Annotated in this window: 16 protein-coding genes and 1 riboswitch; of the genes, 6 read left to right on the forward strand and 10 right to left on the reverse strand. The window is 52.2% G+C overall.

All coding sequences use genetic code 11. The features are described from left to right. Positions 1–5: 5 nt before the first annotated feature. Positions 6–332: a DMT family transporter gene (locus AC0IXA_RS14235; RefSeq protein WP_463872829.1), complete on the reverse strand. Its 327-nt coding sequence runs from the start codon at positions 330–332 to the stop codon at positions 6–8. A gap of 469 nt (positions 333–801) precedes the next feature. On the opposite strand from AC0IXA_RS14235, the gene AC0IXA_RS14240 reads away from it, so the two are divergent. The 3 genes from AC0IXA_RS14240 to AC0IXA_RS14250 all read left to right on the forward strand — a co-directional run bounded on the left by AC0IXA_RS14240 (position 802) and on the right by AC0IXA_RS14250 (position 3,777). After that, positions 802–2,289: a SulP family inorganic anion transporter gene (locus AC0IXA_RS14240; protein ID WP_471813556.1), complete on the forward strand. Its 1,488-nt coding sequence runs from the start codon at positions 802–804 to the stop codon at positions 2,287–2,289. 11 nt (positions 2,290–2,300) lie between these two features. Further along, positions 2,301–3,152 carry a universal stress protein gene (locus tag AC0IXA_RS14245; RefSeq protein WP_471813558.1) on the forward strand — a complete coding sequence of 284 codons (852 nt, stop codon included), beginning with the start codon at positions 2,301–2,303 and terminating at the stop codon, positions 3,150–3,152. A 91-nt stretch (positions 3,153–3,243) separates the two neighbouring features. Next, positions 3,244–3,777, forward strand: coding sequence for an NUDIX hydrolase (locus AC0IXA_RS14250; RefSeq protein WP_471813560.1), 534 nt, complete (start codon positions 3,244–3,246; stop codon positions 3,775–3,777). Positions 3,778–3,919: 142 nt separating this feature from the next. On the opposite strand, the gene ppa is transcribed toward AC0IXA_RS14250, so the two are convergent. The 4 genes from ppa to AC0IXA_RS14270 form a co-directional block, all read right to left on the reverse strand. Then, positions 3,920–4,450, reverse strand: a complete 531-nt coding sequence (gene ppa, locus AC0IXA_RS14255; protein WP_471813562.1) for an inorganic diphosphatase — start codon at positions 4,448–4,450, stop codon at positions 3,920–3,922. 2 nt (positions 4,451–4,452) lie between these two features. After that, positions 4,453–4,806, reverse strand: coding sequence for a DUF190 domain-containing protein (locus AC0IXA_RS14260; protein ID WP_458376990.1), 354 nt, complete (start codon positions 4,804–4,806; stop codon positions 4,453–4,455). Positions 4,807–4,816: 10 nt separating this feature from the next. Continuing rightward, positions 4,817–5,200, reverse strand: coding sequence for a fluoride efflux transporter CrcB (gene crcB, locus AC0IXA_RS14265; RefSeq protein WP_471813564.1), 384 nt, complete (start codon positions 5,198–5,200; stop codon positions 4,817–4,819). 138 nt (positions 5,201–5,338) lie between these two features. Continuing rightward, a riboswitch (Fluoride riboswitch) is annotated at positions 5,339–5,399 on the reverse strand. Between the two features lie 162 nt (positions 5,400–5,561). Then, entirely contained in the window at positions 5,562–5,996 is a 435-nt protein-coding gene (locus AC0IXA_RS14270) for a MerR family transcriptional regulator (RefSeq protein ID WP_168224320.1), read from the reverse strand. A gap of 92 nt (positions 5,997–6,088) precedes the next feature. Here AC0IXA_RS14270 and AC0IXA_RS14275 point away from each other — a divergent pair, with 92 nt between their 5' ends. The 3 genes from AC0IXA_RS14275 (at position 6,089) to AC0IXA_RS14285 (ending at position 9,659) form a co-directional block, all read left to right on the forward strand. After that, positions 6,089–7,051 (forward strand): arsenic resistance protein, encoded by a 963-nt coding sequence (locus tag AC0IXA_RS14275; RefSeq protein ID WP_471813566.1) that lies wholly within the window; start codon positions 6,089–6,091, stop codon positions 7,049–7,051. Between the two features lie 534 nt (positions 7,052–7,585). Beyond that, positions 7,586–7,912, forward strand: a complete 327-nt coding sequence (locus tag AC0IXA_RS14280; RefSeq protein ID WP_164660374.1) for a hypothetical protein — start codon at positions 7,586–7,588, stop codon at positions 7,910–7,912. A 583-nt stretch (positions 7,913–8,495) separates the two neighbouring features. Continuing rightward, positions 8,496–9,659 (forward strand): MFS transporter, encoded by a 1,164-nt coding sequence (locus AC0IXA_RS14285; RefSeq protein WP_471813568.1) that lies wholly within the window; start codon positions 8,496–8,498, stop codon positions 9,657–9,659. Positions 9,660–9,695: 36 nt separating this feature from the next. Here the strand turns inward: AC0IXA_RS14285 and AC0IXA_RS14290 are convergent, their stop codons facing one another. From AC0IXA_RS14290 to AC0IXA_RS14310, 5 genes are all read right to left on the reverse strand, one after another. Further along, complete coding sequence (locus AC0IXA_RS14290; RefSeq protein WP_471813570.1) at positions 9,696–10,247, reverse strand: restriction endonuclease; 552 nt, start codon at positions 10,245–10,247, stop codon at positions 9,696–9,698. A 67-nt stretch (positions 10,248–10,314) separates the two neighbouring features. After that, on the reverse strand, positions 10,315–10,533 hold the full coding sequence (locus AC0IXA_RS14295; RefSeq protein WP_008438054.1) for a hypothetical protein: 219 nt from the start codon (positions 10,531–10,533) through the stop codon (positions 10,315–10,317). Positions 10,534–10,734: 201 nt separating this feature from the next. Next, on the reverse strand, positions 10,735–11,214 hold the full coding sequence (locus AC0IXA_RS14300) for a hypothetical protein (protein ID WP_471813572.1): 480 nt from the start codon (positions 11,212–11,214) through the stop codon (positions 10,735–10,737). Between the two features lie 217 nt (positions 11,215–11,431). Continuing rightward, positions 11,432–13,606, reverse strand: a complete 2,175-nt coding sequence (locus AC0IXA_RS14305; RefSeq protein ID WP_471813574.1) for a DEAD/DEAH box helicase — start codon at positions 13,604–13,606, stop codon at positions 11,432–11,434. Continuing rightward, positions 13,599–15,263 (reverse strand): dsDNA nuclease domain-containing protein, encoded by a 1,665-nt coding sequence (locus tag AC0IXA_RS14310; RefSeq protein ID WP_471813576.1) that lies wholly within the window; start codon positions 15,261–15,263, stop codon positions 13,599–13,601. Before AC0IXA_RS14310 ends, AC0IXA_RS14305 begins: the two co-directional genes overlap by 8 nt. Between the last annotated feature and the right edge of the window lie 680 nt (positions 15,264–15,943).

Raw genomic sequence — 15,943 nt, forward strand, 5'->3', positions numbered from 1 at the left:
TCAATTTAGTGTTCTTTTGCCGAAAGAAATTTGAGTCCAACAATTCCGGCCAAAATCAGAAAAAAACAGAAGATTCGCATTGCGCTGCGATCCTCGCCAAGCACCAAAATCCCATAAACAGCCGTACCTAACGCTCCGATCCCAACCCATACTGCGTAGGCTGTACCGACCGGAATAGTGCGGGTAGCCAATGACAGGAGATACATGCTCAGGCAAATGAACACTGCACAAAAGATGCTCGGCCAGAGCCGGGTAAAGCCATCGGTGCGCGGCATAGCAGCTGCGTAAAAAATCTCACAACCGCCGGCTAGTAACAAAAAAATCCAACCCACAAATACCATCCTTACTGAAAATTATGCCCTCGATTCATGATGAAAAGTTACTGGCAGGCCCGATGATGGTACCCAACCCCAGCTCACGGTGCACACCGCAGCAGCGGTTCCGCTTGGCGCTGCTTTTCAATCTGGCTCATCAGGGCGGGCTCTAGGAAAACCAACCAAATCGAGTCGGCGGGTGGCAATCGACGATAACTCGGCTGTATACTTATCGCTCAGCCTTACCTTTGAGCTACAGGAACATCAGCATGACTGTACTCCAAACGATCTACTGGCAGCCTACGCCGCCTTAGCGCTACGCCCCCTCGCAACATCCTGCTTCCGCTAGCCTCGCTCGCGGGTGCGCACTGCTGTACGCCTGGTTTTTCACCTTAAGCACACAGCAAAAAATCCTCAAAATTTGAATTTGTATCGATTCGCTCGCCGTTCCCTTGGCGTGCGCGATGCTTTGCCTTGGATATTTTCTATGCTGCAAAAACTTAGACAAACGTGGTTTTCCAACGTCCGTGGCGACGTGCTCGCGGGGTTAGTGGTCGCACTCGCGCTTATCCCGGAAGCCATCGCCTTTTCCATCATCGCCGGTGTAGACCCCAAAGTCGGTCTCTACGCCTCCTTCTGTATCTGTGCTGTCATCGCCTTTGTCGGTGGGCGCCCCGGAATGATCTCGGCGGCTACCGGCGCCATGGCACTGCTCATGGTTACGTTGGTTAAAGAGCACGGACTTCAGTATCTGCTGGCCGCGACCCTTCTATGTGGCGTACTTCAAATCCTTGCCGGCTACCTGAAGCTTGGCTCGTTGATGCGGTTCGTTTCACGGTCGGTAGTCACCGGTTTCGTAAACGCATTGGCGATTCTGATTTTTATGGCGCAATTGCCTGAGCTGACCAATGTCACCTGGCATGTCTATGCCATGACCGCTGCGGGCCTGGGAATCATCTACCTGTTCCCGTATGTACCGAAAATCGGCAAGCTGATTCCGTCACCGTTGGTGTGCATTCTGACGCTGACTGCCATCGCCATTTACCTCGGTTTGGATATCCGCACCGTCGGTGACATGGGCCAACTGCCTGATACGCTCCCGATCTTCCTCTGGCCTGAAGTTCCGCTGAATTTTGAAACCCTGCGCATCATTTTTCCGTACTCGGCTGCGTTGGCAGTAGTGGGTCTACTCGAATCAATGATGACCGCGACCATCGTCGACGACCTTACCGATACCACCAGCAACAAAAACCGCGAGTGCAAAGGCCAGGGTGTGGCCAACATCGCTGCCGGCATGCTTGGCGGCATGGCAGGTTGCGCCATGATCGGCCAGTCGATCATCAACGTGAAATCTGGTGGCCGCACCCGTCTCTCGACATTGTGTGCCGGCGTTTTCCTGCTGCTGATGGTGGTATTTCTTGGCGAATGGCTCTCCAAAATCCCCATGGCGGCACTCGTGGCTGTGATGATCATGGTGTCCATCGGCACCTTTAGCTGGGATTCCTTGCGTAATCTGAAAGAGCATCCTCTGTCGACCAACCTCGTCATGGTGGCGACTGTCGTGGTCGTCGTGGCCACTCACAACCTGGCTTACGGCGTACTGGTAGGTGTGCTGCTGGCTTCGCTGTTCTTTGCCAATAAGGTGGGGCACTACCTGGATATCAAGAGCACTCTGGAAGAGACGGAATCGCATCGGACTTACCACGTCGTGGGTCAGGTGTTCTTTAGCTCTGCGGACAAGTTCACTGAAGTCTTTGACTTCAAGGAAGCTCTCAACAAGGTCACCATCAATCTCACACAGGCGCATTTCTGGGATATCACCGCCGTCGCAGCGCTGGATAAGGTCGTGATCAAGTTCCGCCGTGAAGGCGCTGAGGTTGAAGTGCTCGGTCTCAATGAAGCCAGCGCAACAATCGTTGACCGCTTCGGCGTGCATGACAAACCCGGTGCCATCGACAAGCTCATGAGCCACTAAGGAGAACGACAATGACCCACGTAATGGCATGCATTGATAACTCACAATCCTCATTGGCGGTCTGCGATTACGCAGCATGGGCCTCGCAACGACTCAGCGCTCCCCTGACGTTGCTTCATGTGCTGGATAAGGAGAAATACCCTGCATCCGCTGACCTCAGCGGCAATATCGGTCTCGGTAGCAGAGAACATCTACTGGAAGAGTTGGCCACGCTGGATGCGCAGCGTGCAAAACTGGCCTTGGAGCATGGGCTGCACATGCTTGAAAAAGCTCGCGAGCGAACAGTCATCTCTGGCGCCATGTCACCTGATCTGAAGCAGCGCCATGGCCATCTAGTCGAGAGCCTGAGCGAACTCCAAAATGATATTCGATTACTGGTGATTGGAAGAGTCGGAGAGGACAGCACGCGCAGTGCCCAAAGTCTTGGCAGCCAGATTGAAGCGGTAGTCCGAACTATCCACCGCCCCATCCTGATTACAACCAGCCATTTCACGAAACCTGAAACGGTCATGGTGGCATTTGACGGCAGCGCTACAGGCCACAAGACCGTACAGATGCTTGCTTCAAGCCCGCTGTGCGAAGGCCTGCCAATTCATATCGTCATGGTTGGTACGGACTCTAAAGAAAACCAGAATGAGCTGGAGAAAGCACGAACCACACTTGCCTCTTCTGGCTCGCTGGTGCATGCCGAGATCCGCTTAGGCGAAGTAGAGTCGGTGCTGCATGCGTATCAGACAGAGCACGGCATTGACCTCTTGGTCATGGGGGCGTACGGGCACTCACGCATCAGGCAGTTTCTGGTAGGCAGCACGACCACGACGATGCTGCGAACATCCACTTTACCCGTATTGCTGCTTCGCTGAGCCGATCCACTGGCCACAGTATTTCCAGAACTGCGGAAATGCCGTGGCCACCCTGGACGATGACTAACTGACCTTGCCGTAACGAGACCACATGCAACTCATAACTGAAATTGTTCACCCCGAGCTGAAATCCAAGCAGGGCAGAGTATTCCGTCGACATGCGGCACGCGACATCGTGATGCGGGGTGAGCAGATCCTGTTGCTGTTCACCGAGCGCTATAACGACTTCAGCTTTCCTGGAGGCGGCCTTGATGGTGACGAGGACATTGTCACAGGCCTGAAGCGTGAGCTTGAGGAAGAGACTGGTGCCCGTGAAATACAGGTGCTCCAGCACTACGGTTACATCGAGGAGTACCGGCCCTACTGGAAGCCACAGTACGATCTGATGCACATGACCTCGCATTTTTATCAATGCGAAGTAGCGACCCAGCTAGAGCCCGTGAGAATGGAAAGCCACGAAATCGCTAATGGTATGCGGCCTGTCTGGATCAACCTGCATGAAGCCATCACGCACAATGAAGCCGTGATGCAGCGTCAGGACTCATCGATGGGGCAGTCCATTCAGCGCGAAACGTTCATGCTGAAAAAAGTTGCTGCGGAGTTGCTGGTGCAAATCAGCCGTTGAGGGGGATGGGCGAGTCAACATCGTTCCTTCATTCCCAGCATATGGTTCCCCGGATATTTGATGATCGGAGCAACTGAGCCCCAGCATAATGCAAGAACCTCAGCGCGATCCTCCGACACAGGCATTTGAATCGGGCGTAAGTCTATTTGGGGATATACGCAGCTACCGACTTACGAATCTCTTCCCGCGCTTCATCTGCGCTCCCCCAACGGCCCATCTTCACCCACTTGCCCGGCTCCAATGCCTTGTAGTTTTCGAAGAAGTGCTGGATCTGCGCGAGGAGTAATGCAGGGAGGTCTGAGCACTCCTTGACGTCGCTGTACATAGAGCTGAGTTTTTCATGAGGCACTGCGATCACCTTGGCATCCGCACCAGCTTCATCGATCATGTACATCACACCAACCGGGCGACTGCGAATGACAACTCCAGGCGAGACGGGATATGGGCAAACCACCAGGACGTCCAGCGGATCGCCATCGTCGCTCAGCGTGTTCGGGATAAACCCGTAGTTGGCCGGGTAGAACATCGGCGTGCTGAGGAAGCGGTCAACAAAAATTTGTCCGCTCGGCTTGTCCACTTCGTACTTAATCGGCGAGTGGTTTGCAGGAATCTCGATAACGGTGAAAAAGTCATCGGGGATGGCGTTGCCAGCTGGGATGTCCGCGTAGCTCATGTTCATAGCTCCGAAGTTGTGGAGGGTGTTGAGCTGGAAGGTGTTTTTCCAAGGGTGCCCATCTCGATTGGCGTCTTCGTGAAAAACACCGATATTTCCTCAGAGTCCAATCGTTTGAACAATCGTTTTGCCTCATCTTCCGTGATTGCCAAGCGAATCTCCGTGGGTTGATCTGCCAGCTCAAAAAAGTGCGATGAATGCAGTTTTCCTGTGTGCCCAAACCCTTCGATTCCGGTGCAGAGCGTGGCGCCTCGCAACCCCATTTCTTTAGCCACGTCGACGATCCATTCGCCTAGCATCTTTCCCTGATAACGACGGTTTTGTTGGGTGAAGAAAACGACCATATAGCCTTTCATTTCTATCTCCTCAGCGAGTACCAATCATTTGGTAGGACAGAAGCCCGGCAGCGGTCATCGCTAACGAGCCTGCAACGTGCAACGAAATTGAGCAAAGCGCCCAGACCAGTCTGCCCTCCTGAATCAAGGCAACCGTTTCGGCTGAAAATGTAGAGAAGGTAGTAAGCCCACCACAGAAACCCGTGATGATCAGAAGACGCCACTCTGGACTGAGGGTAGGGGAAGCGGCCAAGAAGGCGATGGCCAGGCCGATGATGTAGCCCCCAACCATGTTCGCGACCACAGTACCTGGAGGAATCGTAGGAAACAGAGCATTCAGTTTCATGCCCAATATCCAGCGCAACCAGGCTCCAAGTGAAGCGCCAACGGCGATGACCAGTAATGACTTCAGCATGGCGAGCCCACCTCATCAGACCTGAGTGGACTAACTCGCAAGCGGCTCGCGCCGAAAGAAAAGGGAAACTCGGAGGGTAAGATCATAGCCTGTCCTAAATTGGAGGACAGGGAGACACACCTACGCACCCTGTCCAGGGTTCACGTAGGCATCATCAGCACAAGGCGGTTTAAGGAGGAATGCCATCTCCTAACCTGAGCCTACCGCATCTGAGCAATCGGCATCAATATCCTTTTCGGGCTTCGCAGCGCAGCTCCCACGAGCGCTCAAGCGACGCGTTAGTTGACGCTGGTTTGAGAACGTCCAATGCCGTTTCTGATGTGACTGCTTGGTTTGATGTCGAACGACTGTAACTCCTTGATCACGAGCAGCACCTCGAACGTGTCCCTGCTGCGGGTTCGAACAAGGACTCTACAATCGTGCAATCTGGGGTGTTTGAACCCAAGCAAGTTGATTCACACGTGCCAGCCATGGAAAGCAGTTCTACGCGGATCTGCTGCAGCTTAGCGACCTTAGACTCTACTTCTGCCAAGTGTTTCTTGACCACGGACAGTGCGTCAGCACACGGACGATCAGCATCTGCTGCGAGCGCGATGAGTTCTCGTATATCGTCGAGGGGAAAGCCTAACTCACGATTCTGACGGATGAACACGAGTCTTGAACGGTGCTTCTCTGTGTAGATTCGGTGCCTGCCGGTCGACCGCAGGGCCGGCGGTAAAAGGCCTATTTTCTCGTAGTAGCGAATCGTCTCAATGTGGCAACCCGTTGATTTAGACAACGCCCCAATTCCTGACATGCGAATTCCCCAAGCATTTTCTTGAACCTGTAGTGGCTACAGATATTACCCTGCTCAATCGAAAATTGATTTCACGCGTTTAAGGGCATTTCGTGGACAGAGAACAGCTAGAGAAGAACCAGATTCCCGTCTACTTCGTCGCGGTCATTGTCGCTGCTATCGGAGGTCTTCTCGCACCTAATGCTTCTCAAGCGTTAGGTGCGTTGGTGACACCAGCCATCGCTGTGCTGATGTACGCCATGTTTCTGCAGATCCCATTCCTGGATCTCCGTGAAGGGCTCGCAAACAAGCGTTTCATGACGGCGCTGCTCACAGCCAACTTCGTCGCCATCCCCCTGTTGGTTTGGGCGTTGACCATGGGCCTAACGGATCACCCCGCGATTCTGGTGGGTGCACTGTTGGTCTTGCTGACGCCTTGTATCGACTATGTGGTGGTGTTTACTCATATCGGTAAAGGCGACTCCAAGCTGACTCTGGCGGCAACGCCATTACTACTCTTGCTACAGCTTGTTCTACTGCCCCTGTATCTGGCCTTCATGCTGGGAAATGACTCGGCAGTGGTTATATCTGTCGGCCCATTTGTTGAGGCCTTCGTAGTGCTGATCGCTTTGCCCTTGGTCTTGGCGGTAGCAACAGCTGCCGGTGCAAAAAGGTCACGCGTCGTTGAGGGTTGGAACAATGCTTGGGCTTGGATGCCTGTGCCGGCTATGGCGGCTGTATTGGTCGTAGTGATCGGCTCTCAGATTTCAGCGGTGGTCAGAGACATGGACAAGCTGCTGCCCGTAATTCCTGTCTACATTGGTTTCATGCTCATGGCACCATTGGTTGGAGCGCTGGTTGCGCGAGCATTCAAATTGCCGGCCATCACTGCAAGATCAGTAGCGTTCAGTAGCTCGACACGGAACTCGTTGGTGGTTCTGCCCTTGGCACTTGCTCTACCCGAAGAAATCAGAGGGCTAGCTGCGGCAGCAGTCATCACCCAAACGCTGATTGAATTGGTCAGCGAGCTAATTTACATCCGGGTAATTCCTGCATTGGTTTGGCGAGAAGCGTAGCGTCAACCAACACTTGGTGGGCGTGAAGTGGGCCGGGATACCGCCGAGCAGCGCCCCAAGAAGCCCGCATCTGAAGTGCGGGTACCAGTGCGAAGCCGCAGCCGATCAGAAACAGCACGGCCAATGTGCCAACACCAGACGGGCGGTGGTGCGAAGGGGTACACGGACTGGGTTAAAGCGACTGCTTAGCTGTGAGGAGCCGTCAGAACTACCAACCACCACAAGGATTTGTCCTTGGTTTGCGGGGTTCAGAGACGACGGCCATTCAAATGCTGGTCAGTAGAGGAATACACCTCCCCTGGTCTATTTCGGTTCCGTCTGCGGGGACACAAGCGCGAAGACGAAATGCTTGTCGAAGAACTGGAGGCCCCAGAAGCTAGCGTCATCGTCTTCCAATAGGAATTTGTAGACGAATGTGGCGCTGTTGAGCTCTACCCGCGTGGCGCGCGATAGTAGAAGCTTAATCGGCGCCCCGAGCTCAGCCGTAACGGATTGTTCCGGGATAATTTGGATTTCTGCGTCTGGTCTGAGAATTTGGCCACTTTGCTGCCAATACAAGCCTCTGACAATGCGCTGAATGACTCTGCTGTAAGCTTCACGGTCAAACGGAACGGCGACCAGTGGCTCGGCTACGGCATTTCCGAAGCGGTGACCATAGCCGCGTTCCTGTTTGGTCAACACCTGTCGGGCAAGCCTCATATTTTTACCGATAGTTCCAGCGAGGGAGTCGATTACCTGATCTGGATTTTCCCTGTACTCACCTGTACTCAACCCGATGATCAGCTTGAACTGCTCATCGTCAGCGCTACCTGCATTGTTGCAGGGTGTACACGCAGGGACTTTGTTCCATGGGATATTTAATGGCCTAGGTTTCGGGTATATGCATTGCGGCGGCAAGTGATCGCCGTCTCCCTTTGTAGCTGCGCGCACTCCGCACAAAACGCAGAGTTGCACCTTTTTCGTAGAATTCATCCTAGCCCTCTTGCGCTGATTTACGATGTTCTTCCGCCCATGGTTGCTAACCGCTGCTCTAGGCGGGAGAAACGAAGGACGCGATTCCGCCTGTATCGACCATTTTGCCTAAGTCGTGAGATCGGGGAGCAATTTGGTGCCATGGGCCATCAAGTGTCGTCGTGCACGCCCATTACGTGGATTTTTTCGACGCTATTGCCGCGCTTCTACTAGGAAAACGTTGCATTGTGTTAGCGGTTCGAATGTTGCGTTGAAACGTGTTCAAGGATGTGGTGCTGCCTTTTAGTTAGACTGTAGCCACTATTTGATTATCGACAGGCTGTCCTGGAATGCAGCGTCCAGATCGTTTCGCAAAACCATAGGACGCATCCCTCGCTGGCACCGGGACGGGTAGGGAAAATGGACAATGCATACGCATCTCTTAGGCTCTATCCGCCTGCCAGCAATACGCATAGTTTAAAACTGAGAACCAATGACCAATTCGCTTAACCCGAAAGTGTACGTTCTGACATTTACCGCGTTTGTCATGCTGTCATCTGAATTCATCGTGGCAGGTCTCCTCCCTGAAATTTCGGCAGGGCTGCACATAACCGTCGGAAACGCGGGCTGGCTCATCACGGCATTTGCCTTGGGAATGGGGATCGGTGCTCCTTTAATTGCGGCCTTTACGCATCGTGTAAGCATGCGCTCCTTGATGACGGCGGCATGCATTGCGCTCTTCTTAGGCAACACCGTTGCGGCCCTGACCACGAACTTTTCCTTGCTATTGATCGGGCGTGCCTTAGGCGGGGTAGGGGTCGCAATCTTTTGGACGAACGCGGCGTTGATTGCAGCTGCAATGTCTTCTGAGCAGACCAAGAGCCTCGCGGTTTCCAGGGTGCTGATTGGTGTATCGATTGCGTCCGTTGTAGGTGTTCCCGTCGGAAAAGCTGTAAGTGATTTATGGCATTGGGAAGGCGCGTTGATTTTGATGTCTGGCCTAAGTGCAGTGGCGCTCATGATGGTCATCAAGTGGATTCGCCCACCTGAGCTAAATGGGTCAAAGCCAGCCACCACGCTGCTCAGTCGGCTTAGCGAAATCTGGAAGAAGGACATCGTGCTGATGCTGTTGAGCTCGGTTCTCATATTCGGCGGCATCATGTCTGTATTCAGTTATCTCGCCACCTTCTTAATCCGACAGACTGGCTTTCCTGCGGTGCAGGTAACGATGATTCTAGCGCTGTATGGCGTTGCAGATATCGTGGGCAACCTGGTGCTGGCCAAACGCGTTCCTAACCCCCTAGACGCCTTGTTCAAACGTCTACTCTTGGTTTTGGCCGGATCACTGGCAGCTATCACTATGCTAGGCAATGAGATGTGGCTTCTCCCCCTCGCAGTAGCTGCAGTGGGTTGCTGTCACGCGACGACCGGGTTGTTGATGGGTATCGATGTCTTGCGAAGAGCGGGCAGCAGCGCTCAACTGGTCGGCGCAGTGAACGTTACCGCGATCAATCTGGGAATCATGCTGGGAGCTACGGCCGGAGGATTTTTGATCGACCACATCGATCTTAGATATATCGGTCTGCTGGGGGGAAGCTTGGTGCTGCTGGGGTGGATCGTTCGTACCCGATTACAACCGCTACCTCGCATGAGCTAAACCTCGGAGTGATGCCGAGGCTGTTCTGACCGATTTCTAGCTGAACATCTCGTTGACCTCCGTAGGAGCACGGCCCAGCGACTTCATCGAGATGCTTCCGGCGTCATTTTCACTGACGTGCCAGAGCGCAAATTTCGGCAGGTTGAGCCAAGCCGGTGGCTGCGTCGCGACTGGGTAAGCTGAGCGGGTTTCGTAGGTGGCGGTACCATTTATTATCGAAACCAGAGCAATACCGTGGGCTGTTGCATATTTTATTGCTCCGGATTGAAACCCCGTGGTGGTGAACAACATTCCTTTATGAGCGCCGACGGATCGCACCTTGTCGTGGAGTACCTGAACCAACTCCCGCTCGACTGCGTTCCGGTATTTTTTGCACTCAATCAGCACGATAAATTCGGCCCCTGCAAAAGCCTGGAATTTCGCCAGCACGTCGATCTGGTAGGTTGAGTCGTAGGCCTCGACCTTCACGTCGTGCTTGACCTCCAGCGATGTTAGTTCACCTCCCTGTTTGAGGATCCAGTCTCTGACCAAGAACTCGAATTCAGTGGCGCTAATTTCGAGGTTGGGATTCGCCATTGGTGGGAACATTCTTTTCCTTATCGTTCAGTCGAATTGGCGGTGCGCGGTAGGTGCGCAGGACTCGGGGTAGCAGCACCTAAGACTGTCGAATCCTCAAAATGGAATCGGTGATGGCTTGAGCATTTGCGTCCAGCGCTTCCATGGCCGACATCGCATGAGCGGCGACGCTTCCCACTCCATTTTCTGAAAGCCACTTGGTTATTTCTTCTATTGCTGCACCTAGTGCGTGCTGGTTATGCAGCAGCAATGTCAGAGTGTCCGCCGTGGCGATCTTGTAGTCCGAGGTATCTGGCATGTCAGTCTTCCTTGAGAATGAGCCAGAGAGCCTAGTTCATCTCATCGCTGGCTCAAACGGTGCGGGTAGTCGTATAGGTTTGCCCGATGTTTTGGCAGAGCATGGCCTGGGCTGACAGGGGGCCAGGAGGCTGCACTCACCGTATGTGCTTGCCCCGCCGTGCTGGTCTGTGGAGCACACGCTGGGTAATACACCCGAGATTCAGGTTTGCGTACGAAGCCACGCTTCCGCTTTTTGCAATCTACCAACCTCGGAAAGCTTTGACCTTCCTATATCTAGAATCTCAAGCAGTCGCTGCCTTTCAGCTCGAGAGGGGAACCAATCATCAATCTCGACGCTGCAGTGGATGGACTCACTCAATGCCCATCTAACGATCATGTCCGCAGCGGCTCGGTAGTGATTGGCCATGAAAAGACGTCGGCCCTCCACAGACCAGCCAAGGTCAGCTAACTGATCAGTCACGTCTGTGATGCCAAGGTCGCCAAAATAGTCGGTGGTGTCAAGATAATGACTGCCTGCCAATGACGCCTTAGCCACCCCGGATTCCCGGTCAAAATACGAAAGGAAATGCCACCCACCCGTGGTGCTTCCTGGATGCGGAAAATTGATGGCGGCTTTCCCTGTTATGTAGTGCTGGTGCGAGACGCGTTTGAGGTCAAAGTCGAAAAGCGGCTTGTTCATTGGCAGGCTTGCCTCCACGTTTTAGCATTTGTTAATGCGTTTCGCGCCACTTCCTTATGTGAGCATCTTATAGATATAAGTATTGAAGGAAGGGCGCTACTGCGTTCCCGAGTTCCGAGGATATAGAGATAAGCTGAAAGCTCCCGATGCCTATCCAAGGCCGACGCCGACGGTTGATCTCTCCGAAGACAAAGGCGCCGGCGGCTAAGTAGTTCTTTTACCGCTTTACTCGACCTAGCGCTCTATCGATGAAATGACGCTCAAGCAAGGTCAGGCCTTGGAGTCGATTCAGGTTTTCACGCAAGATTCGAGAGGCGTCGTCTACGCTTGCCTCTTCTACAAATGGAAATAGTGTTCCCAGCTTATGAAGCAGTTGAACAGGAATTCCCATTTCTTCAAGTCCGGCCCAGGCCGGATGCAAATGATAGTTTTCGAAGATACTGCGCAGATGTCCATATGATGCCCTAAACTCTGTGCCCCTCTCTTCGAGCTTGAGGTTGACGATATCCTCAAGCAGGGCTAAAGCTTTGGGTATTGCATAACCAAATATTCGACTGGCAAAGTTCAGGGCATGGTTAATTTGCTCGGATAACTCCTCGCTGTCGGTACCGGACGGTATGCGAGAAATTTGCTGCGCAAAGTAACTTTCGTGGCTCGGTGCCATCAGGTAGGCAGAGATCCTGGCATTGATAACGCTGATGTTATTGATGAGTCCCAGCTTCTTAAGCGAGCCAGCGCATACGCGATCAACGAAGCGAGAAAGGAAGTTAGCAAATCCTGTTTTTGGGACGCCTGAAAATAAACAGCTTTGGAATTCGCTTTCGTAGCAGATTTCTATGAAGCTAAATGCCGCTTCAATGGTCTCAAATTTGAATGATGCGTGCTTCCTCAGAAAATCTTTACCTGCCTTGCTGGCTGATGTTCCGGCCTCAAATCTTGATTGGGAGAAGTCAGTCAAATGTTCTGGCTGAATGCCGGCGAGGAAATTTAATGGCAGTTCTTCGGTTTGCTTGCCTAGAGGTATCTCTACCTCAAAACAGTCGCTTTGCTTTGGTAGCTCTTCCATGCAAAAAACCTTGCCGACGAAATGCACGCCCATCCGTCCTGCTCGGCCTTTGATGTTGCCGTGAGTGAAACGATCAATGCTAAAATTTCCGGCCCGGTTGTCGTATATAAAAACGTTCTTGGCGACGGTGTTTACGCCTTCAATGATAGTTGAGGTGCAGATGAGAAACGGCAACTCGCCACGATTGAACTTGTCAATCGTGTATTGCTGCATGGCCCTGGGAAGTCCTCCATAGTGTAGGCCGATTCCATTTCGAAATGCTCGTGTGTACTCCCATTTGGGGTGGTAGTGCTGATCCAGCCACGTTAGATAGTCATCTTCTATGGATTTTACATATCCAGATTTCAGAAGGAATTTAGCAACCTGTACCGCTCGGCCTGGTGACTTGCAGTAAATAATGGTAGGGCCATGGATTTGTTTGAGCGTTGTGGCTAAAGCCCTGTTCTTCTCATCGACACTATCAGGCTTGATGTTGAAGAACTCGACGTCAACCGCGACGGTATTGTAGTCAGTGGGAATGAATGTGTAATTGAGGTTGGTCGTAGGTAGTCCGCTGACGCCATTGATAAATGGGCCTGTCATGAAAAATTGTTCGGAGCAACGTAGAAGCTTGCTCAGGGCTGAGTTGAGAGCGGGCACTCGTTCATCTTCATCGTCAATGTCGCCGTCTTTCTTGCGTTTGAAGGCTAGCTTGTAGAATTCATCAAGTACAAATAAATCAATGCTCTCGAGATCGTCTCGGTCATTTACGCGCTCTTGTGTAAGTACGTAGAGGATTTTCTCCTGCTCTGAACGCTGAGTGCCATGATGAATGATCTGAAATGTTTGACCAAATCGCTCTTCGAGTCTGCGTCGAGTTTCGTCTACCAAGGCGACAGTAGGAAGGACTATGACGAGTTTCTTAAATTTTCCTGATGCGATCAGCGAGTCCACGATAGCGCTCTTCCCCATGCTTGTGGGGGCGCTCAAGATCACGTTTCGGTTTTCTAGAAGTAGTTCGTAGATTTTGTATTGCATGGAGTGAAATACGATATCAGTCGAGATAGGCGTCTGATAGGCCTCTAAGACACACTCTTCTGCAAGCGATAGATCTTGGAATTGTGTTTTCAGATACGGATAGAGTCCCGATTTTCGCACAAGGTGCCGTAATAATGCATGTACAGCCAAGAATCGGCTTCGAGAGTCCAGAGCCCGGATGACAAGTTCTCGTCCCGAGCTCCTGTACTTGGGATTGGACAAAAGCTTATCAGCGATTTTAAGATAAGAAAAAGCCGAAAAGCTCTGTTGTTGGAGGCTTTGCAACGCGGATTCGTAGTTTTCAAGCACAAGCTTTCTCCAGTGCCTTTTTTACTTCGGATAGAAGTTTTTCCATGTCCGGCACAGGGTAGAGATGAAGCTCGATCAGCACCTCTCCGAATCCACTGGTGTTTAGATCTGACGCGAAATCGTCAAATAGTTTTTTGGTTTCTGTTAAAAGGTCAGGCTCGTACCCTGGTGTTTTGGGGTCGGTCATTAGGGCGGAGTTATAACCTAGGAAAACTATAAATCGATATCTGTTCAGGTGTGTGTCGAAGGCCTGGCTGGTCTCAAGAAGCTCATCGATATCATGCTGGAGCAAGTAAGAGTCTTGTTTGATTTCAAGAATCTTGGATCGAGCTGAGTCGATGTTATCGGTAATGTCTGTGTATAGAATGGTACGGAGGTTCTGAAGGCATTCAATTATGTCGGTGCCAGTATAGAGATGACTAAATCCTATCCAGAGCTCATCACCCCCTGAAGCTCGTGGCACGATGTGAACGTTCTCGAGAACTTTTACTTCAAACGGCTTTTCTATGTACAGCGAGGCAGGTATTGGCTGGCTCGTATGGAGGCTGCGGATGCAGGAGTGAAGTAAGACTTTGCCAAGAAAGTCTCCAAGCTCGGTCATGGAAGATTTTAGTCGAGATAATAGTGTTCGGTATCGGTCAGCAGTAGAGAGCCCAGTGACGTCTGCGATTTCCTCAGGCATTAGCAGGACTTCGTCGATCCACTTTATGACGCTGTCCGAAATGTAGCTATATCTATAGTTATTAATATTGTAATGCTGGTGCATTACCTTCCCGCACCTTGCGATGCTCCCACAGCTTGGCGTATGCGTGTGTAGGTGATTGAGGATAGGTTGCAATTTTTTGTTTGCGTATATCTTGGTTCTTGTGTGGGATGACTTCTCGTGGATCAAAATTTCGGATTTAAACCAGTCGATGAGGTTATTGCGGTGGTAGGTCTTATCATCTTCGCAGTAAACCTTTCTAGAGAGTGCGCTTTTCTTGGTTAGCGTGTAGACGATGTCTCGCCAAATTGCCTCGGCGGCGGCATCAGAGCTCAGCGTTACCCCAACGACTTCTAGAGCAGCATTGCGAATGTTTTTAATGCCCAGTAATTCGATTTCGCGTTCCGACGCATATACCTGCCACCAGGTGGAGTCTACCCAGTGCCCAATATCATTTTTGGATGCGGCAACAAAGCTGGAGGTTCGCTGGTTGAGGTCATCGACTAACTCCTGCCTTCCTGGCCTGCCAGTTCGCGAGGTCGGTAAAACCCGAAGGTACTCCAGAAGGCCGGTTGGGCGCTCTGCGGAGACGATTCGGAACTTGCACTTGTCAATTGGGGTGGTTGCTTGCTTCATCGACTTATGCACCATCGATGAATCAGGTATGCGTTTTTTTCGCGGTTTGCCTACGGATTTGCTTTTGGTCGAGGCGACAGCAGTGCTTGTAGCGTTATCGGTAATCGTGGTCGGTGTCCATTTTTTCTCAGCCGCAGCCTTCACCTGGATGAACTCTGTGAAACCTGACCAAACGATATCAACATCGTCAACAGTCTCAACACGCACGGCACGCATATCTCTGTCCATGAGCATCTCAGTGGCAAGCCAGGCTGCGACGCAGTCCTGATAAAGGAAGCCGTACTTCGCTGCTACGCCTCCTGAGTCGGTTATTTCCATTTCGCTCATATTCCATGGCACTTTGCTATGCCCAGCGTATGGGATTGTGCTCTGCCAGTCTATGGCGGAATGGAGGCTCTCGTAGCCAGTAGAGACACGGCGCTAATCCGGATGGAAGGTAGCTGATTCCAGCCCGAGGAAGTAGCCTCGTTCAGGCACATCAAAAGCAACAAGCTTCGCTCTACGCTCTTTAGAAATGCTACCGAATTCACCCCGTTGCTTTCGTGCCAAAGCTATTACCTGGTTGTATACCAACCTTCATACTTTGCCTGCGTGGCTTGGAGGACTCATGAGTCCTGACGCTGAAGACTCTGGGTACTGCGACGTCCAGATGGCCCTTATCAAAGGGCGTATTTTTCGCAGTCGGTAGCTGAGGTACGAGCGTCAGGCCAGAATCCTGAGCTCGACTCAACCCTTGAAGAAATACAACACGAACTGAATTCCTGCATTGAGCTCGTTGAGGAGCCGCTCGTTGGTGTCGATGGATTTGGCCGACATTAATCCCAGCCTCTTCACAGCATACGTTTTGACCGCTTCGAAAAGATGCGGACGAGATTTGCACAGTTAGCCGCCGCAAGCGGTGCGCGCAGGCCGATAGGCCAAGAGGTGTGAGGATAGACGCCCGCAGCGCCGAAACGTGCGCCTCGCGGGCGGCTTGATTTACGACAGCCGCCCCGGTG

This window comes from Pseudomonas sp. AC083, from assembly GCF_979253165.1.

Excerpts from the sequence above, each read along its gene's own strand:
- AC0IXA_RS14240 (WP_471813556.1), top strand. The coding sequence starts at position 802 with ATGCTGCAAAAACTTAGACAAACGTGGTTTTCCAACGTCCGTGGCGAC.
- AC0IXA_RS14245 (WP_471813558.1), top strand. The coding sequence starts at position 2,301 with ATGACCCACGTAATGGCATGCATTGATAACTCACAATCCTCATTGGCG.
- AC0IXA_RS14250 (WP_471813560.1), top strand. The coding sequence starts at position 3,244 with ATGCAACTCATAACTGAAATTGTTCACCCCGAGCTGAAATCCAAGCAG.
- ppa (WP_471813562.1), bottom strand. The coding sequence starts at position 4,450 with ATGAGCTACGCGGACATCCCAGCTGGCAACGCCATCCCCGATGACTTT.
- AC0IXA_RS14260 (WP_458376990.1), bottom strand. The coding sequence starts at position 4,806 with ATGAAAGGCTATATGGTCGTTTTCTTCACCCAACAAAACCGTCGTTAT.
- crcB (WP_471813564.1), bottom strand. The coding sequence starts at position 5,200 with ATGCTGAAGTCATTACTGGTCATCGCCGTTGGCGCTTCACTTGGAGCC.
- AC0IXA_RS14270 (WP_168224320.1), bottom strand. The coding sequence starts at position 5,996 with ATGTCAGGAATTGGGGCGTTGTCTAAATCAACGGGTTGCCACATTGAG.
- AC0IXA_RS14285 (WP_471813568.1), top strand. The coding sequence starts at position 8,496 with ATGACCAATTCGCTTAACCCGAAAGTGTACGTTCTGACATTTACCGCG.
- AC0IXA_RS14290 (WP_471813570.1), bottom strand. The coding sequence starts at position 10,247 with ATGTTCCCACCAATGGCGAATCCCAACCTCGAAATTAGCGCCACTGAA.
- AC0IXA_RS14295 (WP_008438054.1), bottom strand. The coding sequence starts at position 10,533 with ATGCCAGATACCTCGGACTACAAGATCGCCACGGCGGACACTCTGACA.
- AC0IXA_RS14300 (WP_471813572.1), bottom strand. The coding sequence starts at position 11,214 with ATGAACAAGCCGCTTTTCGACTTTGACCTCAAACGCGTCTCGCACCAG.
- AC0IXA_RS14310 (WP_471813576.1), bottom strand. The coding sequence starts at position 15,263 with ATGGAAATAACCGACTCAGGAGGCGTAGCAGCGAAGTACGGCTTCCTT.